The sequence below is a fragment of the Haemophilus parainfluenzae genome, from assembly GCF_014931415.1.
In the GTDB taxonomy this organism is placed as follows: domain Bacteria; phylum Pseudomonadota; class Gammaproteobacteria; order Enterobacterales; family Pasteurellaceae; genus Haemophilus_D; species Haemophilus_D parainfluenzae_AF.
The window spans coordinates 251536-278169 of the sequence record NZ_CP063121.1 but is presented as its reverse complement, the minus strand read 5'-3'; the positions used below and the strand labels follow the sequence as shown (position 1 = coordinate 278169).

General features: G+C 40.9%; 23 protein-coding genes. 13 read left to right on the top strand and 10 right to left on the bottom strand.

Annotation, left to right across the window (positions count from 1 at the left end; genetic code table 11):
* Positions 1-12: 12 nt before the first annotated feature.
* The 3 genes from pflB to INP93_RS01365 all read left to right on the top strand — a co-directional run bounded on the left by pflB (position 13) and on the right by INP93_RS01365 (position 3753).
* Positions 13-2325 (top strand): formate C-acetyltransferase, encoded by a 2313-nt coding sequence (pflB, locus tag INP93_RS01375; RefSeq protein ID WP_197544941.1) that lies wholly within the window; start codon positions 13-15, stop codon positions 2323-2325.
* Positions 2326-2455: 130 nt separating this feature from the next.
* Positions 2456-3196 (top strand): pyruvate formate lyase 1-activating protein, encoded by a 741-nt coding sequence (gene pflA / locus INP93_RS01370; protein ID WP_049364777.1) that lies wholly within the window; start codon positions 2456-2458, stop codon positions 3194-3196.
* Between the two features lie 53 nt (positions 3197-3249).
* Entirely contained in the window at positions 3250-3753 is a 504-nt protein-coding gene (locus tag INP93_RS01365; protein ID WP_197544940.1) for a surface-adhesin E family protein, read from the top strand.
* 68 nt (positions 3754-3821) lie between these two features.
* Here INP93_RS01365 and INP93_RS01360 read toward each other — a convergent pair whose 3' ends face one another.
* The 7 genes from INP93_RS01360 to efp all read right to left on the bottom strand — a co-directional run bounded on the left by INP93_RS01360 (position 3822) and on the right by efp (position 12346).
* Positions 3822-5435: a type I restriction-modification system subunit M gene (locus INP93_RS01360; protein ID WP_197544939.1), complete on the bottom strand. Its 1614-nt coding sequence runs from the start codon at positions 5433-5435 to the stop codon at positions 3822-3824.
* Positions 5432-6592, bottom strand: coding sequence for an AAA family ATPase (locus INP93_RS01355; protein WP_197544938.1), 1161 nt, complete (start codon positions 6590-6592; stop codon positions 5432-5434). The genes INP93_RS01360 and INP93_RS01355 overlap by 4 nt, the downstream gene beginning before the upstream one ends.
* Before the next feature lie 64 nt (positions 6593-6656).
* Positions 6657-7232: a restriction endonuclease subunit S gene (locus INP93_RS01350; protein WP_197544937.1), complete on the bottom strand. Its 576-nt coding sequence runs from the start codon at positions 7230-7232 to the stop codon at positions 6657-6659.
* Between the two features lie 53 nt (positions 7233-7285).
* Positions 7286-7978 carry a restriction endonuclease subunit S gene (locus tag INP93_RS01345; RefSeq protein WP_197544936.1) on the bottom strand — a complete coding sequence of 231 codons (693 nt, stop codon included), beginning with the start codon at positions 7976-7978 and terminating at the stop codon, positions 7286-7288.
* A 20-nt stretch (positions 7979-7998) separates the two neighbouring features.
* Positions 7999-8646, bottom strand: a complete 648-nt coding sequence (locus INP93_RS01340) for a restriction endonuclease subunit S (RefSeq protein ID WP_197544935.1) — start codon at positions 8644-8646, stop codon at positions 7999-8001.
* Between the two features lie 46 nt (positions 8647-8692).
* Positions 8693-11677 carry a type I restriction endonuclease subunit R gene (locus INP93_RS01335; protein WP_197544934.1) on the bottom strand — a complete coding sequence of 995 codons (2985 nt, stop codon included), beginning with the start codon at positions 11675-11677 and terminating at the stop codon, positions 8693-8695.
* Between the two features lie 102 nt (positions 11678-11779).
* Positions 11780-12346 (bottom strand): elongation factor P, encoded by a 567-nt coding sequence (gene efp / locus INP93_RS01330; protein WP_005695259.1) that lies wholly within the window; start codon positions 12344-12346, stop codon positions 11780-11782.
* 36 nt (positions 12347-12382) lie between these two features.
* Between efp and epmB the strand changes: the two genes are divergently transcribed.
* The 9 genes from epmB (at position 12383) to INP93_RS01285 (ending at position 22715) form a co-directional block, all read left to right on the top strand.
* Positions 12383-13399 carry an EF-P beta-lysylation protein EpmB gene (gene epmB, locus INP93_RS01325; protein WP_197545308.1) on the top strand — a complete coding sequence of 339 codons (1017 nt, stop codon included), beginning with the start codon at positions 12383-12385 and terminating at the stop codon, positions 13397-13399.
* A gap of 74 nt (positions 13400-13473) precedes the next feature.
* Positions 13474-14865 (top strand): opacity-associated protein OapA, encoded by a 1392-nt coding sequence (gene oapA / locus INP93_RS01320; RefSeq protein WP_197544933.1) that lies wholly within the window; start codon positions 13474-13476, stop codon positions 14863-14865.
* Between the two features lie 105 nt (positions 14866-14970).
* On the top strand, positions 14971-15378 hold the full coding sequence (locus tag INP93_RS01315) for an MliC family protein (RefSeq protein ID WP_049364780.1): 408 nt from the start codon (positions 14971-14973) through the stop codon (positions 15376-15378).
* 7 nt (positions 15379-15385) lie between these two features.
* Positions 15386-16090, top strand: a complete 705-nt coding sequence (gene recO / locus INP93_RS01310; protein WP_197544932.1) for a DNA repair protein RecO — start codon at positions 15386-15388, stop codon at positions 16088-16090.
* 36 nt (positions 16091-16126) lie between these two features.
* Positions 16127-17437, top strand: coding sequence for a 23S rRNA (uracil(1939)-C(5))-methyltransferase RlmD (gene rlmD / locus INP93_RS01305; protein WP_197544931.1), 1311 nt, complete (start codon positions 16127-16129; stop codon positions 17435-17437).
* A 101-nt stretch (positions 17438-17538) separates the two neighbouring features.
* The gene (gene relA / locus INP93_RS01300) at positions 17539-19788 is read left to right on the top strand and encodes a GTP diphosphokinase (RefSeq protein WP_197544930.1); all 2250 of its coding nucleotides are present in this window, start codon (positions 17539-17541) and stop codon (positions 19786-19788) included.
* Positions 19789-19808: 20 nt separating this feature from the next.
* Positions 19809-20165, top strand: coding sequence for a diacylglycerol kinase (locus INP93_RS01295; RefSeq protein WP_049364783.1), 357 nt, complete (start codon positions 19809-19811; stop codon positions 20163-20165).
* A 148-nt stretch (positions 20166-20313) separates the two neighbouring features.
* Positions 20314-21570, top strand: a complete 1257-nt coding sequence (locus INP93_RS01290) for a GntP family permease (RefSeq protein WP_197544929.1) — start codon at positions 20314-20316, stop codon at positions 21568-21570.
* 14 nt (positions 21571-21584) lie between these two features.
* The gene (locus INP93_RS01285; protein ID WP_197544928.1) at positions 21585-22715 is read left to right on the top strand and encodes a glycerate kinase; all 1131 of its coding nucleotides are present in this window, start codon (positions 21585-21587) and stop codon (positions 22713-22715) included.
* A 59-nt stretch (positions 22716-22774) separates the two neighbouring features.
* Here the strand turns inward: INP93_RS01285 and xerD are convergent, their stop codons facing one another.
* Genes xerD through proC form a run of 3 tightly spaced genes read right to left on the bottom strand, consistent with a single transcriptional unit; the run spans position 22775 to position 25646 of the window.
* On the bottom strand, positions 22775-23668 hold the full coding sequence (gene xerD, locus INP93_RS01280; protein ID WP_005698164.1) for a site-specific tyrosine recombinase XerD: 894 nt from the start codon (positions 23666-23668) through the stop codon (positions 22775-22777).
* Between the two features lie 2 nt (positions 23669-23670).
* Positions 23671-24831 carry a 3-phenylpropionate MFS transporter gene (locus tag INP93_RS01275; RefSeq protein WP_197544927.1) on the bottom strand — a complete coding sequence of 387 codons (1161 nt, stop codon included), beginning with the start codon at positions 24829-24831 and terminating at the stop codon, positions 23671-23673.
* Positions 24831-25646, bottom strand: coding sequence for a pyrroline-5-carboxylate reductase (proC, locus tag INP93_RS01270; protein ID WP_197545307.1), 816 nt, complete (start codon positions 25644-25646; stop codon positions 24831-24833). Before proC ends, INP93_RS01275 begins: the two co-directional genes overlap by 1 nt.
* Positions 25647-25714: 68 nt before the next feature.
* Here proC and rdgC point away from each other — a divergent pair, with 68 nt between their 5' ends.
* The gene (rdgC, locus tag INP93_RS01265) at positions 25715-26626 is read left to right on the top strand and encodes a recombination-associated protein RdgC (protein WP_197544926.1); all 912 of its coding nucleotides are present in this window, start codon (positions 25715-25717) and stop codon (positions 26624-26626) included.
* Positions 26627-26634: the final 8 nt, after the last annotated feature.

Sequence of the window (26634 nt, the reverse complement as noted above, 5' to 3'; positions counted from 1 at the left end):
AAGGAAATGACTATGTCAGAACTTAATGAAGCACAAAAAGTTGCGTGGGCAGGATTCGTTGCCGGTGATTGGCAAGAAAACGTCAACGTGCGTGATTTTATTCAAAAGAACTACACCCCGTATGAAGGTGATGATTCTTTCTTAGCAGGTCCAACCGAAGCGACAACAAAACTTTGGGAAACTGTAATGGAAGGAATTAAAGTTGAAAACCGCACACATGCGCCATTAGACTTTGACGAACATACGCCTTCAACGATTACTTCTCACGCACCAGGTTATATCAATAAAGACTTAGAGAAAATCGTAGGTCTTCAAACCGATGCTCCATTAAAACGTGCTATTATGCCATTTGGTGGTATTAAAATGGTGGAAGGTTCATGCAAAATTTACGGTCGTGAATTAGATCCTGAAGTGAAAAAAATCTTCACTGAATATCGTAAAACCCACAACCAAGGTGTATTCGATGTTTATACGCCAGACATTTTACGTTGTCGTAAATCAGGTGTATTAACTGGTCTTCCAGATGCTTACGGCCGTGGTCGTATCATTGGTGACTACCGTCGTGTAGCACTTTACGGTGTAGACTTCTTAATGAAAGATAAATACGCACAGTTCTCTTCTTTACAAAAAGACTTAGAAGATGGCGTAAATCTTGAAGCAACTATCCGTTTACGTGAAGAAATCGCAGAACAACACCGTGCATTAGGCCAAATGAAACAAATGGCAGCAAGCTACGGTTACGATATTTCTAACCCTGCAACTAACGCTAAAGAAGCAATTCAATGGATGTACTTTGCTTACTTAGCAGCAATCAAATCACAAAACGGTGCAGCGATGTCATTCGGTCGTACTGCAACCTTCATCGATATCTATATCGAACGTGATTTAAAAGCGGGTAAAATTACTGAAACTGAAGCGCAAGAATTAGTTGACCACTTAGTCATGAAACTTCGTATGGTTCGTTTCTTACGTACACCTGAATACGATCAATTGTTCTCTGGTGACCCAATGTGGGCAACTGAAACCATCGCAGGTATGGGTTTAGATGGCCGCACATTAGTAACCAAAAATACATTCCGTATTTTACACACCCTTTACAACATGGGTACTTCTCCAGAACCAAACTTAACCATTCTTTGGTCTGAACAATTACCTGAGAACTTCAAACGTTTCTGTGCGAAAGTATCGATTGATACCTCATCAGTTCAATACGAAAACGATGATTTAATGCGTCCAGACTTCAACAATGATGACTACGCAATTGCATGTTGTGTATCACCAATGGTTGTTGGTAAACAAATGCAATTCTTCGGTGCGCGTGCGAACTTAGCGAAAACATTGTTATACGCAATCAACGGCGGTATCGATGAAAAATTAGGTATGCAAGTAGGCCCGAAAACTGCACCAATTACTGATGAAGTGTTAGATTTCGACACAGTCATGACTCGTATGGATAGCTTTATGGATTGGTTGGCAAAACAATATGTGACTGCCTTAAACATCATCCACTACATGCACGATAAATATTCATACGAAGCCGCATTAATGGCATTACATGACCGTGATGTATACCGTACTATGGCTTGTGGTATCGCAGGTCTTTCTGTTGCAGCAGACTCACTTTCAGCAATTAAATATGCGAAAGTTAAACCAGTTCGTGGCGACATCAAAGATAAAGATGGCAATGTTGTAGCAAGCAACGTAGCGATCGACTTCGAAATCGAAGGTGAATATCCACAATATGGTAACAACGACAACCGTGTTGATGACATCGCTTGTGATTTAGTTGAACGTTTCATGAAGAAAATTCAAAAACTTAAAACTTACCGCAACGCTGTGCCTACACAATCTGTATTAACCATTACTTCTAACGTAGTTTATGGTAAGAAAACAGGTAACACCCCAGATGGTCGTCGCGCAGGTGCACCATTTGGACCAGGTGCTAACCCAATGCACGGTCGTGACCAAAAAGGTGCGGTCGCATCATTAACTTCTGTAGCTAAACTTCCATTTGCTTACGCGAAAGATGGTATTTCTTATACCTTCTCAATCGTACCAAATGCGTTAGGTAAAGATCCAGAAGCACAACGTCGCAACCTTGCTGGCTTAATGGATGGTTACTTCCACCACGAAGCAGCAGTAGAAGGTGGTCAACACTTAAATGTGAACGTATTAAACCGTGAAATGTTATTAGATGCGATGGAAAATCCGGATAAATATCCGCAATTAACTATTCGTGTATCTGGTTACGCAGTACGTTTTAACTCTTTAACTAAAGAGCAACAACAAGACGTCGTCACTCGTACATTCACAGAATCGTTCTAAAACACGATAAAATTTAACCGCACTTTAGCGGGAACATAAAAATTATGAGCCTGATTTTAAGTCAGGCTCATTTTTTATAGACGATATTTTTGGTAAAATTTAGCTAGATTTATTTTTTGGAAATTTATGTATGTCTGTTCTAGGAAGAATTCACTCCTTTGAATCCTGTGGAACCGTGGATGGTCCCGGCATTCGTTTTATTTTATTTATGCAAGGCTGTTTAATGCGTTGCAAATATTGCCACAATCGTGATACTTGGGATCTTGATGGTGGTCGCGAAATCAGTGTGGAAGAACTCATGAAAGAAGTCGTGAGCTATCGCCATTTTATGAATGCAACCGGTGGTGGTGTAACAGCATCAGGTGGTGAAGCCATTCTTCAAGCTGAGTTCGTTCGTGATTGGTTCCGTGCTTGTAAAGCAGAAGGGATTAATACTTGTTTAGATACTAATGGCTTTGTACGTCATTATGACCATATTATTGATGAACTGATCGATGTAACCGATCTTGTTTTGCTTGATTTAAAAGAGCTGAACGATCAAGTGCACCAAAACCTTATTGGTGTACCAAATAAACGGACGCTGGAATTTGCGAAATATCTGCAAAAACGTAATCAGCGTACCTGGATTCGTTATGTAGTGGTTCCTGGCTATACCGATAATGATCATGATGTTCATCTGCTCGGACAGTTTATTGAAGGTATGACCAATATTGAAAAAGTCGAACTTCTCCCTTATCATCGATTAGGCGCTCATAAATGGAAAACCCTTGGCTTTGAATATGAGCTCGCAGATGTTTTACCACCGACGAAAGAATCACTTGAGCATATTAAAACAATCCTTGAAGGATATGGACATACGGTAAAATATTAAACTAAGGTGCAAAAAGATTAACAGCAGGCTTTAGAAAGCTTTAAGGAGGAAAAATGAAAAAATTAGTATTAACGTTTTTAGGTGTAGCCCTTTTAGCAGGCTGTTCAGCTGTTCAATCGCCAGTTACACAAGAAGAGGTGACATTGACGCCCCCTTCAAAAGATAGGGTAGGGTATGTTCGATTAGTAAAAGATAAAAATTACTACATTGATACCGATTCAATTTGGGTGGACAACCAAGATTTAAACCAAGTGCATTTTGATGCCGTGGTGAATTTGGATAGAGGTTTATATGTGTATCCAAATGAGAAAAGACGTTATGCACGTTCTGTTCGCCAATATAAAATTTTAAACTGTAAGAACTACCATTTAACCCAAGTTCGTACTGATTTTTATGATGATTTCTGGGGCGAAGGTTTACGTGCCGCACCGAAAAAACAAGAGAAATACACAATTAGCTTAAAACCTAATACAACGCTCTATGCGGCTGCACAAGTTATTTGTGTGAACTCAGATAGAAAACCTTCTTTAGATTTAGAAGGCTCAAAAGCGAAATAATCAATTAAAGTGCGGTTAGAAATAACCGCATTTTTTATAAAAAATCTCAATATATTTAATTTGTTCATTTATGGCAATAATGGCAACCCCAACTCTTTCAAAAATTTATTATGTTTCGCTGTAGCCTCTTTAATTTTTAAATCCAAATCCATCAAAATACTATGATTAGCGACTAAATCAATCTCTTCCTCAACAGGTGTATTGTTGACATAACGGGCAATATTTAGATTGTAGCCGTTATCCTCAATTTCCTGCATAGATACACGGCGGGAGTAGCCCTGTTCTTCTTTGCGGTATTGATAGCAGTCCACGATTTTATTAATATGTTCGCCTGTCAGGCGGTTTTGACGTTTACCTTTTTCAAAATAATCGGCGGCGTTGATAAACAAAACGTCGTCTTCTTTTTTACATTTTTTCAACACCAAAATGCAGACTGGAATACCTGTTGAATAAAACAGATTGGCAGGCAGACCGATCACGGCATCAATATTGCCGTCTTTGAGTAGTTTGGTGCGGATTTTTTCTTCCGCACCGCCTCGGAACAATACGCCGTGCGGCAGAATGATAGCCATCGTGCCGCTATCGCTTAAAAAATGGAAACCGTGTAGCAAAAAGGCAAAATCTGCTGCTGATTTAGGGGCGAGCCCATAGTTTTTGAAGCGGAAATCGTTTGCCAAATCCTCCTTCGGCTCCCAGCGGTAACTGAACGGCGGATTGGCAACAACGGCGTCGAATTCCAGCTTCTTCGCAGGATTCATTTCATTCAAAATATCCCAATCGTTGAGCAGGGAATCACCGTGATGAATGGTAAATTCTGTATCCTTTACACCGTGCAGCAGCATATTCATCCGCGCCAGGTTGTAGGTGGTAATATTCTTTTCCTGTCCGTAGATTTTGCCAATATGCCCACCTTCTTCTGCCATCTGATGACGCACATTCAGCAATAAAGATCCCGAACCGCAAGCAAAGTCCAGCACATTGTCCAGCTTTTTCTTTTTACCGCTGGCGGGGTTTTGGCTGTCAAGCGTGACAATCCGTGACAAAATCGTGGAAACCTGTTGGGGAGTATAAAACTCGCCGGCCTTCTTACCAGAGCCGGACGCAAACTGGGCAATTAAGTATTCATAGGCATCGCCCAAAGCATCGCTATCGGTAGAAAACTCATTGATGCCTTCAGCAATTTTTTTGATGACCTCACTTAATCGGTTATTTCGTTCTTCGTAATTTTTGCCAAGTTTTTCCGAATTTAAATTAATTTCGGAAAATAAGCCGCCAAACGTACTTTCAAAAGACTCGTTTTCAATATATTTAAAACCCTCTTGCAAAGTATTTAATAATTTACTGCTTTGAATACGTGCAAGCTCAGCAATGCTGCTCCAAAGAAAATCGGGCTTAATCACATAATGTACTTTACGGCGCATCTGTTTTTCAAAATCAGCGACGAAGTGAGCATTTTCTTCATACCACACGGCAAGCGGTGTGCGCTTGTCTTCATCGCTCAATTGTGGATAATCTCGCCCCAATTCCTTTTGTGCGGCAAGCTCGTAGTTATCGGACAGATAACGTAAAAATAGAAACGACAGCATATAATCACGGAAATCGTCGGCATTCATCGACCCGCGCAGTTGGTCGGCGATTGCCCATAGTGTTTTGCCGAGTTGGTTTAATTGTTCTTGGGTCATGATTGACTCTCTTTAAATGAATTGGGTAATAAGTCTGAATGGAACGGATATGTGTCCAGTAATTTTTTCAAAACCATTGCGAAGTTTGCTTTATTTTCAGGTAGCATTTCTTTTGGTTCAAAAACAGAATAGCCGCCATGATTGAGTACTGGAATTAGGCGTTCATAAAATTCGGCATCTTCCAGCTCAATGCATTTTTTAAAACCTGCCAACCCATGAAAATTTGCTGTTTTCTCCATAATATTTCGTAGAATATTGAAGTGATAAGGATATAGCGGTTCATTATTATCCAACGTATCTTTCAGCACTTTCAGCATAGCCACATGATACAAACTAGCAGTATCTTCTTCTAATTTAATGAAGTAGTATTTATCAGAAGTATTTTTAGAGAGTAGATACCTCGGTGCTCGTTGTAATTCGTTGCACAATACGTTAAAGAATAACCCGTGATGAGTCGATATAATAAACTGAGTAGGCTCTCTAAGTCTGCCGTCTTTATTATAGGATTTAAGCAATGTTGCTAAATTATGAGCAACAGAAACGGCATAATTATCATCTAATGAAGAAATCGGGTCATCAATATAGACATATTTCACCCATTCATAAGGCGAACCGTCCTCTTTATCCAAACTAAGTTGCAGAATGGCAAGGAAAAAACACCATATAAAAATATGCTCTTCTCCTCTGGATACTTTAATATTTTCATCCGGATTTTCGGGCAGGAAAAAAGAAACCTCCCATCTTTCAATTTCTTCTTTATCAGCCTCTTTTCTATGCTTCTCTTTGGTTATCCGAAAATCAAAATCTACATATTTCTGCACAAAAGGACGGATCCGGGTTTCCATTTCCAATTTCTCGATACCATCGAAAAAGTGAGAATAGTCATTCAATACCAATACTCGGTCAGTATCATTGTCCAAATCGTTGTCCCAAAAGAACAAATCTTCGGTAAAGGCATTAAAATACAACGTATCACGGCTATAGTCCTGTTTCCCCAAATCTTTAAATGCCATTGATAAGCGCGTTTTCCCTGTACCATTATGGGCAAAAATCAAGTGGCATTTGTTGTTTTGTCTTCTTAGTCGCTCCGCTAAGTCGTTTAAATCAACTAGGTCTTTAAACGGATCTTCGTTTTGTTGCGTGTTTCTATTTGTCATTATGTCTCTTGGTTATTAATTGATTAAATCGATCATTTTCGGGGTATCACAAAATGATGTGTCCTTATTGTATTTTAGGGAATAACTGCTGCATCAATCCCTTCTTATGTCTTTTCAGACGGCCTATATGTTCTTTTTCTTCGTCGATTAGTCTGTCTAATGATGATAGGCAATCTGCGATAGCTTCTTGTTCTTTGGGAGAAGGAAGGCAAATGCTTATGTTTTCAAAAAAGTCTTGAACTGAAACATTTAGCAAACCATGATTTCTTGCTCCTTCCTGAGCTATTTGGCTGATTTCAGTGTTTTGTAATCCAGTTTCAAAATAGTGTTCGAAAAATGAACCATATTCTGAGTAAAGTTCTTGAAGTCTAAAGCAAATATAAAGCGTAGAAACAACACCTTTATCGTATAGTTTTAGTGGTTTAACTGCTCCCCAAGGATAGCCATTAGAATAACTTTTGTTATATGCAAAATCTCCTTTGTGCAATAAGTAATATCCTGTAATATTTTTTGCAGCAACAGATTTATTAAAAAAGTCCAGTTGACTAATTAATCCGTATTGTGCAGAAATAGTTAATACATTTTGATTATTTTCTTCATTTTTTGAGGTTATTCTTTCAAATACATCACCTAATTCCAAAACCTCCCAACCTTTACAATCTTTAAATTGCGGGAATCTAAGTTTCGGATAAACTATTGCTTGCTTGCTTGCTTGCTTGCTTGCTTGCTTGCTTGCAGGTCATTGTGGCTTGGGAATAACTGCTGCATCAAGCCTTTTTTATGCTGTTTTAAAGCTGTAAGTCTTTGTTCTCTTAAATTAATCAGTTCGTCGATTGATGAAAGGCAGTCGGCGATTTTTTGTTGTTCTTTTGGATCAGGGATGGCAAAGCTTAAATTAAAAAAAGTATCTGCGCTAATATTTAGTAGCCCATCACTTCTTGCACCACTGGTAATATATTTTTGTAATTGAACACCATGAGCATTGTTATCAAAATATCCTTGATAAAATCCATGGACTTGATCTGATTTCAGTCTGAAACATAAAAAAACATTCGGAGCAGCTACTTTTTCCCATTTATCTAAATAATATATAGCTCCTTGAGGATATTTTTTTGAGTTTCCTTTGTTATAGACAAAATCTCCTTTATTTAGAATTAAATAATTTTTGTATTGTTTTCCTGAAATATTTTTCCCGAATTTTTCTTCTTGAGAAACAATACCTACACCAGCAGTAATACTTATGGGCATTAATTTCTTATCGCCTACTTTATCTAATATTCTGGTTGATACATCTTTCAATTTAAATGTATCCCACCCCAACGTCGCCTGAAACTCCGGAAACCGCAGTTTGGGCGTTACTCGTTTTTTGTCGTCTTGCTTATTCATCGTTTGTTTCTATCCTGTATTTATCCGACTACCGGAAACAATTGCTGCATCAGACCTTTTTTATGCTGCTTCAAGCCTGCAATTGCCTGTTCTTCCAGTTCTATCAATTCGTCGATGGAAGACAGGCAGTCGGCGATTTTTTGTTGCTCTTCTGGTGATAATATTGGCACTGGCATTGCCATAAAATCATCATTCGTAATATTCATACGATCATGCCTGGCCCCACTATTAGAAACGTGTTGCAGGTATTTATGCCAGCAATTGGTTTTGAAATAGTGCTCATAGAAGTCGTTGTCAGTCTGATGAAATCTAAATACTGTGTATAACGGCGACATTACCCCTTTGGCTATTTTGTTTTTGGAAATCGGTCCTACTGGGGCGGCAGTTGAAATTCTAGGGTTATATACATAATCACCCAGCTCAATAATGTAGTAGCCGTTTAGATTATCTTTATTTGCAATCTCTCTATCAAAATAATCACTTTGATCTACTACACCATCATTCGCAGAGTTAGTAAATACACGAGTGATTTCTCCTGATTTGTTCTTTGATGTAATACGATTCGCTAGCTTACTTAAAGGTTTATTACTCCACCCCAACGTCGTCTGAAACTCCGGAAACCGCAGTTTTGGGGTAACACGTTCTTGTTTATCGTCTTGTTTGTCCATGTTTGTTCTCTTTTGTCTTGTCGGGCTACCTGAAAAAACAGGCAGCCTATTCGTAAGCCTTCAACCCTGAAATCTCTTTGCCTTTTGCCAAACCTTTCAGCAAAGGGACAAGGTCTTCCATCAGGGCAAGCTCTTTCAGACGGCGTTCTTTCCAGCTTAAATCCAGCGGCTCAAGCAGGTCGGTCAGTTTTTCACCGTCGAAAATCATTCTATCCATAATTTCGTTGACAAAAGCGGACAGGGTTGCGCCTGAGATGCCGTGTTTTTCGGAAAGTGCGGTCAGTTTTTTGTCTGTTTTTTCTTGGCGGAATGCCTGATAGCCTGCTTTAACATCTTGCTCGCTTAGGGCTTCGCCTGCTTTCAGGCTGTCGATATAGGCGATGATGTCGTCTTTTTCGTCCATCAGATCGCTGCTGGAGGCAATCAGTTCGACCAATTGCTTGCGGCTCATCTGCTGTTTCTTCGGTTTGGATGTGTTTTCAGCAATCAAGCGCATGATGTAGTCGTAATCGATGATGGCAGATGAAAAGAGGACAAATTCAAAATCCAGTTGTTCGATTTCTTGGGGTAAAACAGTGTCTTTCTTACTGGTTTGTTCTTTATAGCGTTGCGCCATATCCAGATATACGCCTTTGAAAGCACGCTGAGTATCGGCGGGTAGAATGGCTTCTATTTCTTGCTTTTGTTCTTCGCTTAAATCGGTGTATTGCCCAAGCTGGGTTTTGTAACGTTGGACTTCTTTAAATAGGTTAAGAAAGCCTGCGCGGGCGTTGTCGCCTTTAAGGTTATAAACCTCGGATGGTTCGCATGCTACGCCTTGCGATGACATGAAGTCTTCAAGTTGAGTCATGGCGTTTTGCAGTTTGGTCATGACGATTTCTGCGGGATCGACTATCCAGATTTCTTTGGCGCGCTCTGCATCCTGCCCTGAAAAGCGTTTGATGGCTTCATCTACCTGCGCCTCTTGTCCGCGAAAATCGAGGATATTGCCGTAGGGCTTGCTGGCGTTCAAAACGCGGTTGGTACGGGAAAAGGCTTGGATTAAGCCGTGGTACTTGAGGTTTTTATCGACATAGAGCGTGTTTAGATATTTGCTGTCGAATCCGGTCAACAGCATATCGACGACAATGGTAATGTCGATCTTGTTTTTGTGCGCATAGTCTTTGTCGGGATATTGGTGGTCTTTGATGCGTTTTTGAATATCCTGATAGTACACGTCGAATTCACCAATGCTGTGGTTAGTACTGTATTGACGGTTGTAATCTTCAATAATAGTTTTTAAGGCTGCTTTTTTTCCTTCTGGATCAGTTTGATTATCGAATTTTTCCTGTTGCAAATCTTCCTGCATTTGAACGATGTCGGATTGGTTTTTGTGGTCATCTTTCTGCATTGCCTGTGCAGGCGGCGAGAAAACGCAGGCGATGTTCAACGGCTCAAATTCGGGATTGTCTGCTTGCAACTTGGCTTGGGCAGACTTGAATAAGTTGTAGTATTCGATAGCATCGTTGATGGATGCAGTGGCAAAAATAGCATTAAAACGACGTTCAGCCGTTGCTGCATCGTGTTTACTCAAAATGGAATCAACAATCGCCTGCTTGGTGGCTGAGTGAGCGGCAGAAACAGGTTTATCGCCTTCGGCTTTGTAATAATCAATATGGAATTTCAAGACGTTACCATCATCAATAGCATTGGTGATGGTGTAGGCATGCAGTTGCTGTTCAAAGATGTCTAAGGTCGTCTGAAGTGTAGCATCAGTACCATCAATACGTTTATAACTGGCATTTTCTTCAAAAATCGGTGTGCCAGTAAAACCAAACAGTTGCGCATTAGGGAAGAAGTTTTTGATCGCCCGATGGTTATCACCGAATTGGCTGCGGTGGCATTCGTCAAAGATAAAGACCATGCGTTTGTCTTTGAGTGTGCTTAATTGGTTGTGGTATTTGCTGTTTTCTTTGAGTGCCAAGCCGAGTTTTTGAATAGTAGTTACGATGACTTTGTCAGCGTAATCGTCGGACAGCAGACGGTTTACCAAAGTTTGGGTATTGGTATTTTCTTCAACGCAGCCTTCTTGGAAACGGTTGAATTCCTCACGTGTTTGGCGATCAAGGTCTTTTCTATCTACAACAAACAGACATTTATCGATGTCAGGATTGTCTTTGAGAAGGGTTGAGGCTTTAAAGGAAGTCAGTGTTTTACCTGAACCGGTAGTGTGCCAGATATAGCCATTACCGCGACTCTGATGAATGCAATCCACAATCGCTTTGACGGCATAAATTTGGTAAGGACGCATCATTAACAATTTTTGCTCACTGGCAACCAATACCATATAACGACTGATCATTCTGCCTAAGGTACATTTTTCTAAGAATTTATCGGCAAAGTCGTAGAGATGGTTGATTTTGTTGTTGGCTTCATCAGCAAAATGGTAAACGGGCAGAAAGCGTTCGTCTGCGGTGAAGCTAAAATGTGTGTTTGAGTTATTAGCAAAATAATAGGTACTACTTTCATTACTGACGATAAAAAGCTGCATAAAACATAACAGACTGTTCCCGTAACCATTTCCAGTATCGTTCTTATAGTCGATAATTTGCTCAATGGCTTTGATCGGCGGAATTTGCAGGGTTTTTAGCTCGATTTGTACCAACGGAAGCCCGTTAATTAACAAAATTACGTCGTAACGGTGATGACTATTATCAGTATTGATGCGCAGTTGACTGATGACTTCGTAGTCGTTCTTACACCAGTCTTTGATATTAACTAGAGTATAGTGAAGTGGAGTCTCATCTTCGCGAATGAAAGTATTGATCTCACGCAGTAGTTTCGCGGCAGAAAATACGTCAGACTTGATAATTTCCAGTTTTAGGCGCTCAAATTCGCTATCAGTTAAACGGACGCGATTCAACTGCTCGAATTTTTGACGGAAATTTTGTTCGAGTGACTCACGATCGTGAATATCAGGTCGGTGGGTATATTTTAAATCAATAAGTTTTTGAATAAATTTTTGTTCAATAGTTGATTCTTTTAGATGCATAATAAGATAAGCAATAAGCTAGATAAACTATGTTCAAGTGTATAACAAAAACGGCCAATATTCATTAAATATTGACCGCTCTTTTCATCTCACTATGAAAGATTATTTCACACGAGAAACGTATTCGCCTGAACGAGTATCGACTTTAATTACTTCACCGATTTGAACGAAAAGAGGTACTTTCACCACAGCACCAGTACTTAATGTTGCTGGTTTACCGCCTGTACCCGCAGTATCACCTTTAAGACCTGGGTCAGTATCGATGATTTCTAATTCTACGAAGTTTGGTGGAGTGACAGTAATTGGCGCACCGTTCCATAAAGTCACGATACAATCTGCTTGGTCTAATAACCATTTTTCTGCATCACCCACTGCTTTTGCATCAGCAGAGTATTGTTCAAATGTTTCTGGGTGCATGAAGTACCAGAATGCATCATCTTTGTATGAATAAGTCAGGTTAAGATCCATAACATCAGCAGCTTCAACCGAAGTACCAGATTTGAAGTTTACATCTAATACTTTGCCTGAAATTAATTTACGAATACGAGTACGAGTAAAAGCTTGGCCTTTACCTGGTTTAACGAATTCGTTTTCAACGATCACACAAGGCTCACCGTCTTGCATAAATTTTAGACCTGGTTTGAAATCACTGGTAGTATATGTAGCCATATTAAAAATATCCTAAAAAATAGAGATTGTTTGAAAGTGCGTATTTTAACCCGAAATATTGCGATTAGAGAAGAACAAAATTGGTTAGAAACCCTAAAAAATGCGATTTCTGATCCGAAAATCTTATTAAAAACCTTAAATCTGCCCGTTGACGATTTTGCCGAGGATATCGCCGCTCGTAAACTTTTTGCTATGCGAGTGCCTTTGCCTTTTGTTGAAAAAATGGAAAAAGGGAATCCTAAAGATCCACTTTTTTTACAAGTGATGACGGCTCAACAAGAATTTATTGAGGCCGAAGGGTTTAGCCAAGATCCTTTAGATGAACAGCAAAAAAATGCCGTGCCTAATATTCTGCATAAATACCAAAATCGCTTGCTGTTCATGGCAAAAGGGGGCTGTGCAGTTAACTGCCGCTATTGTTTCCGTCGCCATTTTCCTTATGATCAAAACCCAGGCAATAAAACGAGTTGGCAACAAGCAATAGACTATATTGCGGCCCATTCAGAAATTGAAGAAGTGATTTTTTCGGGTGGCGATCCGATGATGGCAAAGGATAGTGAATGGGCATGGCTATTAGAACGCCTTGAAAAAATACCGCACTTACAGCGCTTACGTATTCACTCTCGTTTGCCAGTCGTGATTCCAGATCGCATTACGAATGAATTTTGTGATTTATTGCTAAAAAGCCGATTACAAGCGGTGTTTGTAACGCATATCAATCACCCAAATGAAATTGATGAGGCGCTCTCTTTGGCTATGCAAAAACTGGTAGGCGCTAAAGTTACCTTACTCAATCAATCAGTCCTTTTAAAAGATGTGAATGATAACCCATATACATTAAAAGTATTGAGCGATAAGTTGTTTCAATCGGGTATTCTGCCTTATTACTTGCATTTATTGGATAAAGTGCAGGGGGCGAGCCATTTCTATATCTCGGATGAGCGTGCCTTACAAATTTATAAAGAATTGCAGACGCTCACTTCTGGCTATTTAGTGCCCAAATTAGCACGAGAAATCGGTGGAGAGCCAAATAAGACTTTATACACCGCTTAAGATCCGATAAAATACGATTCAATTTTTCACCGCACTTTTGTGCGATCTTTAGTTTAGCAAATCGAGGTAATACCGTGGATAATAAAAATCAACCTAACGACAATTCATCTCAAAATGAATTAGATTTAGGATTTAATCACTCTGACTCTGTGACACCAAGAAAACCGGTTCAACAAAGTGGCTCAATTTTTGATAAAGCCAAAGGTTTATTTGGTAAAAAAGAACAGCCAGATACACAATTCCATGTTCGTCGCGAACCAACTTTTGGTGCGGCGGCAAGCCAACCTTTTTCACCTTCTCAAGCATACCAAAGTGAAAATACTGAACAGTCAGTGCAATCAAGTGCTTTCGGCGCTCAAGAACCTGTTGAAAATGTTCAAGTAGAAAAGGCAGCGGAAGAAAAAGTGATTTTTGAAAATTCACCTGCAGAAGAGATTGTGGAAGAAGTGACAACTCAAGCAGAAACCGTTGCACCGGCAGCCGCTGCAACAGCAAGCTTGAAATCACCTGAAAAATGGAAGGTTCTACAAATGTTACCAGAAAAACATCGCCGTTTATTTATTGCTATTTTAGGGTTAGTGGTATTACTGATCATTTTCTTCACCCTAAAACCAAATTCAGATACGGTAGAGTCTTTTGAACAACAAAATAGTAATGAAATTCCGGTTCAATTCCAATCATTGGATCAGTCTCAACCAGTTGAAACCACTGTATTAGATAATAATAACAATGCAACACCGGCAACGACAGAACAAGCTGCAAATGACGCTAAATCAGATACACCTCCAGCCATGGAGTATGTAGGTGATAAAGCAGATGCGGCGAAATCACAACCTGCAGAGCCTGCACAACAAACTGTTGCTCAACAAACAGCAACTCAACCTGCATCGGTTCAACCAGCTGTTGCTCCTGCACCAGTTAAAGAACCTGTGAAAACAGTACAACCGGCTGTAGAAAAACATACCGCAACAGTTGAGCATAAAGCAGAACCTCGTCGTGAACAGACACCAGCGGTTCAAGAGAAAAAACAACCTAAACCTGTAGCTGAAAAAGCAACAGTTCAGCCGACTCAAACCGTGAAAAAAGAGTTAGGCAAAATTCAAGAGGCGAAACCTGTTGCAACTAAAGACAGTAAGGTTCAAATTGTGGAAGCGAAATCAGCAACCCACAATGCGGTGAAAGCAGCTGAACCAGTAGCACAAACCGCTTCAACCGGTTCAACAAAAACATTAACTGTGCCTCAAGGTGTTTCACTGATGCAAGTATTCCGTGATAATAAATTGAATATTTCAGATGTGAATGCCATGACAAAAGCAAGCGGTGCAGGTAATGCATTAAGCAGTTTCAAACCTGGTGATAAAGTACAGGTATCAGTGAATAGTCAAGGTCGAGTGAGTGAGCTTCGTTTATCAAATGGCGGCAAGTTCATTCGTCAAGCCGATGGTTCATATCAGTATAAAAAATAATTTTTAGTGGGCGAGTAATCGCCCATTTTTCTAGATAAGATTGTTTATCCTTGCTCATTTCGCAAAGTGAGCAATCATAAACAACCCTTGATGGAAATAGAATTCATGTTAAAAAAATTAAGCGTAATTTTGACCGCACTTTGTCTTTCTGCTTGTTCACAAAATGTTGAATTAAGCAAACCAGCACCACAGAAAATGAAAGTGCAAACCGTTGATAAAAAATCCCAAAAGGGTTCAGCGACGGTTTATTTGTGTAAAGGCAATAAAGAAGTGAGTGTGGTTCATACCAAGCAAAAGCAGAAAAGTAAAAAAACACTCAGTCAGGTGACCGTTACTTTTAATGATGTAACTGAAAAATTGACACGAGTGATTTCTGAGCGTGGGAGAAATTATGCGAATATTCGTTGGTATTGGCAGGAGCGTGATGACTTCAGTCAATTACAAACTAGCGTAGGTGAAGTGCTTGCTGAACGCTGTGTTAAACAACCAAGTGAATTAAAATCAGGCAAATAATTCTTGTATGGATCTCCAACGCGGCTTTGTGTTACATCGTCGTCCTTATAGTGAAACTAGCCTTTTGGTGGATTTATTCACTGAAGAAACGGGACGTTTGACGGTTATTGCAAAAGGTGCACGTGCGAAACGTTCGGCATGGAAATCTGTCTTACAGCCTTTTACGCCATTACTTCTTCGTTGGTCAGGAAAAGGCGCATTAAAAACACTCACGAAAGCAGAGCCCGCAGCAATTACGTTGCCTTTGCAGCAAACAGCTTTATATAGTGGGTTTTATGTAAATGAGCTGATTATTCGAGTGATCGAGCCCGAAACGGCCAATCCACAACTTTTTCAGCATTATCTACAGTGCTTAACAGGCTTAGCTACTCAACCGCAGGTTGAGCCCACATTACGTCTATTTGAATTTCATTTACTTAAAATCTTAGGTTATGGCATTGATTTTCTGCATTGTGCAGGATCAGGTTTACCAGTAGATGAATCGATGACTTACCAATATCGTGCGGAAAAGGGGTTTATCGCCTCGTTAGTGAAAGATAACTTGACCTTTTATGGCCGAGATTTGCTTGCTTTTGACCGTTTGGAATTCACCGATGAGTCCATCTTGCAAGCAGCAAAGCGCTTTACTCGAATTGCACTTAAACCTTATTTAGGCGATAAGCCGCTGAAAAGTCGAGAGTTATTTACGCAAAACGTACTTTATTTAAAATAGTCCCTTTCTTTAATACAAACAGATTAATACACCATCATGGCTTTACTTTACGCTCCACTAAAAAAACAGAAAACCACCCAAAAAGTTGTCGCTGAAATTCAGGATTTAGATTATCAAGGGTTGGGTGTTGCAAAAATTCAAGGTAAAACCTGGTTTATTGAAAATGCCTTGCCAACGGAAAAAGTGGAAGCGGTAGTGACTGATGAAAAGCGTCAATATGGTTTAGCCACTGCACAAAAGTGGCTACAAAAGAGTAGTCAGCGTGTTGAGCCTCAATGTCGTTATTATGGACGTTGTGGTGGTTGTCAAGGCCAACATATTCCTGTGGAAATGCAGCGTAAAGCCAAAGAAAAAGCCCTTTTTTCTCGATTAAGTAAACTGCAAGCAGAGCCTATTCAATTAATGCCAATGATTTGTGGCGAACAATGGGGCTATCGTCGTCGTGTACGATTAAGTTTGCTGTGGAGTGCTAAAAATAAAACTGTTGAAATGGGATTTCGTCAGAAAAACTCCAATCAGTTAGTGAGTATTCAGCAATGCTTAGTCGCAGAGCCTGCGATTAATCATCTTATCCCCAAATTGAGCGTACTTTGGGCTCAATATTCAACCCCGAAACAATTAGGGCATATTGAATTAGTTTCAGCGGATAATGGCGTAGCCATGTTGTTACGCTATAAAGGAAATTTAGCCGAAACTGACCGCACTTTGTTGCTCGAGTTTGCACGCGTAAATGCTGTGAATTTATTCCTGCAAGATGATCAAAATATCCAACTTGTGCATGGTGAAATGCCTTATTATTCTCTGGACGATATTCGTTTATCTTTTGATATCCGCGATTTTATTCAAGTGAATACCCGCCTAAATCAGCAAATGGTTGAGACTGCTTTAGATTGGCTTGATTTGAGTCAGAATGATCATGTCTTAGATTTATTCTGCGGCATGGGCAATTTCACATTGCCTTTAGCCAAACGCGTGAAAAGTGCGGTTGGAATTGAAGGGGTTTTTGATATGGTGAAAAAAGCCCAAGCGAATGCGCAGTTTAACCATCTTGAGAATGTTGAATTTTATCAAGCCGATTTAGACCAAGCTTTTTTAGAACAACTTTGGGCAAAACAACATTTCAATAAAATTCTTCTCGATCCGCCTCGCAGTGGCGCCGCTTTTGCACTGAATGCGTTATGTGAGCTGGGTGCAGAAAGCATTCTTTATGTATCTTGCAATCCCGCAACCTTAGTACGGGATGCTGAGATTCTTCGCGCTTTTGGCTACCGCATTATAAAAACCGCCATGATTGATATGTTCCCACATACCAGTCATTTGGAGTCGGTGACATTATTTATCAAATAAGGTGTAAATTCTGATAGAATAGTCAGACTTTTTTGTTGTCTTAAAAAGACAACTCGGCTGACAGGATGTTGCCGAGCCATATTCATCAACAAGGGGGTATTATGGTTGCAGTTCGTGGTTCTCACTTATCAAATCCACATGATTTTGAGATCGAACAATGGTGTTCGAGCCTTAAACTTGCTGCCCCCGTAGAAAAGTCTCTGATTGATGCATGGTATTATGCCCAAGCCAAAATAGCTGAACATGCCGATCAAATGGAGAATGCAATCCTCACATTGCAATCCGGCGTGGAAATGGTGGAAATTCTGCATGAAATGAATATGGACAGCGAAAGCTTACTCACCGCTATGCTATTCCCCTTAGTAGCAAATAAAATTGTCGATTGGGAGCAAATTCAGGAATATTTTGGTCCTAAAATCACCAAACTGCTTAAAGGTGTGGAGGAGATGGATAATATCCGTCAGCTCAACGCCAGCCATTCTGCCAATGCGTCTCAAGTGGATAATGTGCGCCGTATGCTCCTTGCGATGGTGGACGATTTCCGTTGCGTGATCATTAAACTTGCTGAACGTATTACGTTTCTTCGTAATGCGGAAAATCACTTTTGTGAAGAAGAAAAGGTATTGGCTGCCAAAGAATGTTCCAATATTTATGCCCCATTAGCCAACCGTTTAGGGATCGGTCAATTGAAATGGGAGCTTGAAGATTACTGCTTCCGTTATTTGCATCCAGAACAATATCGAAATATTGCCAAATTATTACATGAGCGCCGCTTAGATCGTGAGCAGTATATTGCAGATTTTGTCACAGAGTTAACCGGTTATTTAAAAGAAAATATCGACCAGGTTGAGGTTTACGGACGTCCTAAACATATTTATAGCATCTGGCGAAAAATGCAGAAGAAACATTTGGAGTTCAGTGGCTTATATGATGTCAGAGCGGTTAGGGTGATCGTGCAGAAATTGCAAGATTGTTATACGGCGCTCGGTATCGTCCACACGCATTTCAAACACTTGCCAAAAGAATTTGATGATTATGTCGCCAACCCGAAACCAAATGGCTATCAATCCATTCATACTGTGGTGTTAGGCAAAGGTGGTAAGCCCATTGAAGTGCAAATTCGTACTCAGCAAATGCATGATGATGCGGAGCTTGGTGTAGCGGCTCACTGGAAATACAAAGAGGGCACGACAGGTAGCCTTTCCGCTTACGAAGAAAAAATCACTTGGTTACGTAAATTACTTGCATGGCAAGATGATATTACAGATTCTGGCGAAGTGATGGCTGAATTACGTAGCCAAGTCTTTGATGATCGCGTATATGTGTTTACCCCGAAAGGTGAAGTGGTTGATTTACCCGCGGGATCAACCCCTCTCGATTTTGCTTATGCGATTCACAGTGAGATTGGCCACCGTTGTATCGGGGCGAAAGTTGGGGGACGTATTGTGCCATTCACTTATCACCTGCAAATGGGTGAGCAAGTGGATATCATCACGCAGAAAAATCCTAACCCAAGCCGAGATTGGGTCAATCCGAACTTAGGCTTTACCCATACCTCAAAAGCGCGTGCAAAAATCCAAGCGTGGTTTAAGAAACAAGATCGTGATAAAAACGTTCCAGCTGGTAAAGAGCAGTTAGATAATGAACTTGCTCGTTTGAATATCAGTTTGAAACAGGTTGAGCAGCTTGCCTTGCCTCGTTATAACTTAAGAAATCTCGAAGATTTATACGCGGGCATTGGTAGCGGAGATATTCGCTTAAATCAGTTGATGAATTTCTTGCAAAGCCGATTGATCAAAGTGACGGCTGAAGAAGCAGATCAAGAAATTCTCCGCCATGTGGCGAGTAAAAGCGCGAATACTGCACAGCAAAAGGCGCAACAGAAAGCCGAGCAACAACAGAATAAAGGTTATGTGATCGTTGAAGGGGTCGGTAATTTAATGCACCATATGGCGCGTTGTTGTCAGCCTATTCCAGGTGATGCCATTGCAGGCTACATTACGATGGGACGAGGTATTTCAATTCATCGTTGCGATTGTGAACAGTTTATTGAATTACAAGCTGCCCATCCGGAACGTGTAGTGGAAGCCCTTTGGGGAGATAATTATGCGGTTGGTTTCCATATTAATATTCGCATTGTGGCCAGTGATCGCAACGGTTTATTACGCGATATTACAACCGTGCTTGCAAATGAAAAAATCAGCGTGTTAGGGGTTTCAAGCCGTGCGGACACCAAAAAACAAGTGGCAACGATGGATATGGAAATTGAACTGAAAAATGTCGAAAGTTTAAGTAAAATACTGGCCAGATTAGCGAAGTTAGACGACGTTATCGAAGCAAAACGTTTATAGATTACAACATAGGAACTTTTATGTATAAAACCACGGGATTAACCCATTTAATTAACTCTACAAAATATTCTTTACAAGGCTTAAAGAGTGCATTCAAAAATGAAACTGCATTCCGCCACGAATGTTTTCTTGCGTGCATTCTGATTCCGCTCGCATTTTGGCTAGGTGACACTAAAATTGAAATTGCTTTGATGATTTCATCGGTTTTACTTGTGATGGCAGTTGAACTGTTAAATAGTGCAGTTGAAGCGGTGGTGGATCGTATTGGCACAGAACGCCATGAGCTTTCTGGGAGAGCCAAAGACCAAGGTTCGGCAGCGGTATTCATTGCACTTTGCATTGTTGTCGTGGTTTGGGGAAGTATTTTATTTTTCTAAAGTGCGGTCAATTTTCAGTAACAATTTCGGCTTATGTGTTTTACATAAGCCGTTTTTGTAGGTGGAAGTCGGACAAGATTTTATTCCTCTACTTTTGCTGATATAAATAAGAAAGATTTTTGCATATTCATATCCACAGGAGGACGCTATGCCAACAGTTTCAGCCTTAGGTGCGCTCATTGCACTCATCGTCGCTATTTTCCTTATTTTGAAAAAAGTCTCACCAGCCTATGGTATGTTAGTCGGGGCTTTAGTAGGGGGATTAGTTGGCGGTGCTGATTTATCTCAAACCGTGAGTCTCATGATCGGAGGCGCTCAAGGTATCACTACCGCAGTCATGCGAATTCTCGCAGCAGGGGTATTGGCGGGAGTACTGATTGAATCCGGTGCGGCTAATACCATTGCTGAAACCATTACAAACAAGTTAGGCGAAACAAGAGCATTATTAGCGTTAGCGTTGGCTACATTAATTTTAACTGCCGTTGGTGTGTTTATTGATGTTGCTGTGATTACGGTCTCTCCAATCGCCTTAGCACTTGCTCGTCGTACTGACTTATCAAAACCCGCGATTCTCTTAGCGATGATTGGTGGGGGAAAAGCGGGAAACTTAATGTCACCTAATCCCAATGCAATCGCGGCGGCAGACACATTCCATCTTCCTTTAACGTCAGTGATGATGGCTGGGATTATCCCTGCTATTTTTGGCTTAATATTGACGTATTTCTTAGCAAAACGTTTAAGAAACAAAGGTTCGCGCGTTTCATCCCAAGAGGTTGTCGCAGTAGAAACACAGAATCTACCCTCATTTTTGACCGCACTAGTGGCGCCTTTGGTTGCCATCTTCTTACTGGCACTTCGTCCGTTAGCCGATATTAAAGTCGATCCTTTAATCGCTTTACCACTTGGTGGTCTGATTGGCGCATTATGTATGGGCAAGCTTCGCCAAGCCAATAACTATGCGATTAGCGGTTTAGGGAAAATGGCTCCGGTGGCGATTATGCTACTTGGTACAGGAGCTTTAGCCGGTATTATTGCCAATTCCGGTATGAAAGATGTGCTCATTGAAGGCTTAAAACATTCGGGCTTACCTTCTTATATCCTGGCACCAATTTCAGGTGCACTTATGTCGCTTGCCACGGCATCAACAACTGCAGGTACTGCTGTTGCTTCGAATGTGTTTAGTTCAACGCTATTAGAGTTGGGGGTGAGTAGTCTGGCAGGTGCCGCGATGATTCATGCTGGGGCGACAGTTTTCGATCATATGCCACATGGTTCTTTCTTCCATGCAACTGGTGGTAGCGTAAATATGGACATGAAAGAACGCTTAAAATTGATTCCTTATGAAAGTGCAGTGGGGTTAATTATGACCATTGCGTCCACCTTAATTTTTGGTGTATTTAGTTAGTTTAAGGAGAGAATATGAAAATTGTCATTGCGCCTGATTCATTTAAAGAAAGTTTAACCGCGCTTGAAGTGGCTAATGCGATTGAAACTGGTTTTAAACGTATTTTCCCAAACGCTGAATATGTGAAATTACCAATGGCAGATGGGGGAGAGGGAACCGTACAATCTTTGGTAGATGCCACTCAGGGGCGCTTAATTGAGACAGAAGTCACTGCACCGTTAGGCAACCAAGTAAAAAGCTTTTTTGGTTTATCGGGTGATGGTAAAACAGCAATCATCGAAATGGCTGCAGCGTCGGGATTGCATCTTGTCCCGATGGATAAACGCAATCCTTGTCAAACCACCAGTTTTGGCACGGGTGAGCTGATTAAGCAAGCCCTAGATCTTGGCGTACAACATATCATTTTAGGAATTGGTGGGAGTGCCACAAATGACGGTGGTGCGGGTATGCTGCAAGCATTAGGCTTACGTTTATTGGATAAAAAAGGTCACTCCATTGGCTTTGGTGGTGCAGCATTATCTAATCTTGCTGAAATTCAACTGGTTGATTTAGATCCTCGATTGCAACACGTACAAATCGAAGTGGCTTGTGATGTGAATAATCCTCTTTGTGGTGAACGAGGTGCCTCTGCAATTTTTGGCCCTCAAAAAGGTGCGACACCTGAGATGGTGAAGGAACTCGATGCTGCATTAGCCCATTTTGCCGAAATCGCTGAGCGGGATTGTGGTAAACAAATTAAAGAACAACTAGGTGCAGGTGCTGCAGGTGGTATGGGCGGTGGTTTATTACTCTTACCTAATGTGCAACTCAAAGCGGGTGTGCAGATTGTGTTGGATAATTTGAGACTCGCTGAGCAAGTTAAAGATGCTGATTTAGTGATTACTGGCGAAGGTCGTATGGATGCGCAAAGTATCTTAGGTAAGACTCCAATTGGTGTGGCACGCACGGCAAAACAATTTAATAAGCCAGTCATCGAGATCGTAGGTTGTTTACGTGAGGATTATGAAGTGGTGTATGAACATGGAATTGACGCGGTATTCCCTATTATTCGTAGCCTGAGTGATTTACCGACAATTCTCAAGCAAGGCGAGCAGAATTTAATCTCAACAGCTCAAAATGTGGCGAGATTGTTGTCACTGAAGTAATGTTTTCAGACTAAAGTGCGGTCATAAAACGTAATGAATTATGACCGTACTTTTTGATCTTATCCTCTCGGATGAAATCTTTCATGAAGGTGTTTCAAGCGTTCTTTAGCCACGTGAGTATAGATTTGCGTGGTGGAGAGATCGCTATGTCCGAGGAGCATTTGCACAACACGGAGATCCGCACCGTGATTCACCAAATGTGTCGCAAAGGCATGACGGAGAACGTGTGGAGAAAGTGCATCTGTATCGATTCCTGCTAACACGGCATAATGCTTTATACGATGCCAAAAGGTTTGGCGAGTCATTTGCTGAGCCCGTTGACTTGGAAAGACAACATCAGAACTTTGTCCGTTGAGCAAAATAGGGCGACCGTAAAGTACGAATTGTCGCACCCAAAACGCGGCTTCTTCTCCCATTGGTACAATACGCTCTTTATTACCTTTACCAATCACACGCACGACACCTTGTTGTAAATTCATATTCTCAATAGTGAGCGTGACCAATTCCGTGACACGTAATCCTGTAGCATACAACAATTCCAACATAGCTTTGTCGCGTAACTCGAGCGGAATTTCGACATCAGGTGTATTTAATAAATCCGTGACTTGTTGCTCGGTTAAATATTTAGGTAAGCGGCTTGGCAATTTAGGTGAGCTCAGTACGGCGCTCGGATCATCTGTACGATACTTTTCACGATATAAATATTGGAATAATTTCCGCATCGCACTTAACATTCGTGCAGTGCTCGTGGCTTTGTAACCTTGCTCTAAACGGCTGCCTAAAAATTGTTGAAGATCTAAGGGTTCGAGCGTTTCGAGAGATAAATTTTGTTTATCCAACCAATCACAAAGTGCGGTCAAATCGAGACGATAAGACTGCACGGTGTTTTCAGACAATCCTTTTTCGATCCAATATTCATTCAAGAATAAATCGACTAGCGTGAGATTATTCATGTTTACACTCTATGTACCAAAAATGCTTTCACACCACGCGGAGTGATAAATAAGCCAATGAAGGCAAAGGCAGCCATTAAACTAAAGGCATAAACTGGCGAAATTGGATAAAGTACGCCAGAAAGTGCAGTGAAAATCGCAATGGCTGCACATCCCGCCAAGGCATTGTATAAGCCTTGTAATTTCGCAATATGGGTTTGTGGTTGAGTGGTGATGTAACGCACGGTTGCGTAATGGCCAACGACATAAGTAAGACTGTGAAAACATTGCAATAGGACGATTTCAACAAAGGTATCGGCATAACCGAAAGCGAGCCAACGCACGATAGCCGCAATACCGGTGAGATAGAAAAGGGCTGTAATGGTCCAGTTTTTAAATAATCTAGTAGAGAAGAAAAAGACCACGATTTCAGCTAATACACTGATTCCCCAAAATAAGCCTGCATCGGAAACAGAGTGGCCATGATTTGTCCAAAAAATGGTGCTATATGAGTAATAAGCTGCGTGCGATCCTTGAATCAGTGCAATCGCAATAAACAAACGAAGGGTGGTTTTATTTTTCAGTAAGTCTAGAAATCCAACGGAATTTTCGACCGCACTTTGGGGTTCATCCTGAGGCATTGGGTTCGGATGAAGTAATTGCACAATACAGTAAAAAACGAGTATGCCCGTGATCATCCAAGTAATATATTGCTCACCCACGAGTCCAACAAAATACCCAAATACCATCACACCAACAACAAACGCAAAGGAACCAATTAAGCGTGCTTTGCCGTAATCTAAATGAATTTGTTGTTGCCACGTGCTGGCGAGGCTATCGCCAATCGGCATACCGGCCGCATTCACCATGGAATACAACGCAAGTCCAATAAACAAGAGCCAGAAATTATGCGACATTAGTCCAATTAAGGCCATTGTTATAGCACTGGCCACGCCTAAATAACGTAAGCCATTTACTAAGAGGGAAACGCGTTTGATTAAGCCGGAAAATAAAATACCGCCGCTGAAGCGGAAAATATAGGCACAGGCGAGCAATAAGCCGATGCTTTCTTCGCTATAAGATTGCGTTTTCAACCATGCCGGGAAAAGGGGAAGAAACACACCGTAGGCACAGTAGTAGCCAAAAAAGCTCAAGGCGAGCCAAGTAAAAGGACGAACTTGCATTAGAATAATTTTTCCATTTCTTGTGAGCGTGCCACACAGGCTTGCATCGCTTGTTTAATGATGTTGTTAAATTGATGTTGATTGAACACATTTAATGCGGCTGCGGTGGTGCCGCCTTTTGAGGTGACATTTTCTCGTAACTTGGAAAGCGCAGTCTGTGGATTTTCAATCACCAACTTCGCTGAGCCTAAGATAGCTTGTTGTACCAACTCACGAGATTGACTTTCATCTAAGCCCATTTCCATTAGGCCTTGTTGCATGGCTTCTAAAAATTGGAAGAAGTAGGCCGGGCTACTACCAGATGCCGCGGTGACCGCATGCATCTGAGCTTCATTTGTCACCCAAGTTGTTTTCCCTACAGCTGAAAGTAAATCTTCCGCAAAAGTGCGGTCAATTTCAGGTGTGTTTTTATCAGCAAATAAGCCAGCCATACCTTCACCCACTAATGCAGGTGTGTTTGGCATCACGCGAACAATGGATTTTGCTGTTGGAAGGAGTTCAGCTAATCGGGCCGTAGAAATACCTGCTGCAATAGAAATGATTAATTTATCAGAGAAATCAACCGCACTTAATGGCTTGCAAACATCGGCAAGAACTTGTGGCTTAACGGCAAATAACACAACTTGGGATTGTGTGATGGATTGATCGTTATCTGTCGAAACGGCGACGCCATATTGAGCAAAAAAGGCTCGTTTTTCTTCATTAGGATCATTAACGATAATTTTATCGGCAGGATAACCTTGTTTTAATAGGCCGAGCACAATGGCTTGTGCCATATTGCCACCACCAATGAAGGCAATTAATTTCTGTTGCATCATTTTTTCCCGTGAGTTTATGGGCTACAATGTCGCGTATTTTACCCTATTATGAAGGAAGTGTTACGATGTGGTTTAAAAATTTAATGTCATATAGGCTGACTAAGCCCCTAGATTGGGATCTTAATGAATTACAACGTCAGTTGTCAGATTGTGAATTTTATCCTTGTGGCTCACAAGATCAAAGTAAATTCGGTTGGGCGAGTCCCTTGAGAGGCAGCGAGTTATTGCATTTTTCAGTCGGTAAACACATTTTGTTGGTCGCGAAAAAAGAAGAAAAAATATTGCCGGCGAATGTGGTGAAACGTGAATTAGATGAACGTATTGAAAGCCTAGAGCAAAAAGAAAACCGCAAATTGAAGAAAACGGAAAAACAAACGTTAAAAGATGATGTGGTGATGAATTTATTACCACGTGCATTCACTAAAAATCAGCAAACTGCCGTATGGATTGATACGGAGAACAACCTTGTTCATGTCGATGCTGCATCCAGTAAACGTGCAGAAGATGCCTTAGCATTATTGCGTAAATCACTTGGTTCGTTACCCGTTGTGCCGTTGGCTTTTGCCAATGAACCTTCGACCATTTTAACAGATTGGATTGTGCAGGAAAAAATCCCGCATTGGTTGGTGGCATTAGAAGAGGCTGAATTGCGTGGAAGCCAAGAAGACAGTGTAATCCGTTGTAAGAAACAGCCATTAGAAAATGAAGAGATTCTCGCGCTTTTACAAGATGGCAAAAAAGTGGTGAGTAAGCTCGCATTGGAATGGGAAGATACGCTGACTTTTGTGTTTAATGAAGATTGCACGCTCAAACGTTTGAAATTTGCTGATGCCGTGCGTGAGAAAAATGCGGATATTTTAAAAGAAGATTATGTGCAACGCTTTGATGCTGATTTTGTATTAATGACGGGTATTTTATCTAAACTGACAGAAAACTTACTTGATGAATTCGGTGGCGAGAAAGTTAGATTAGGCTAGTTTTAATC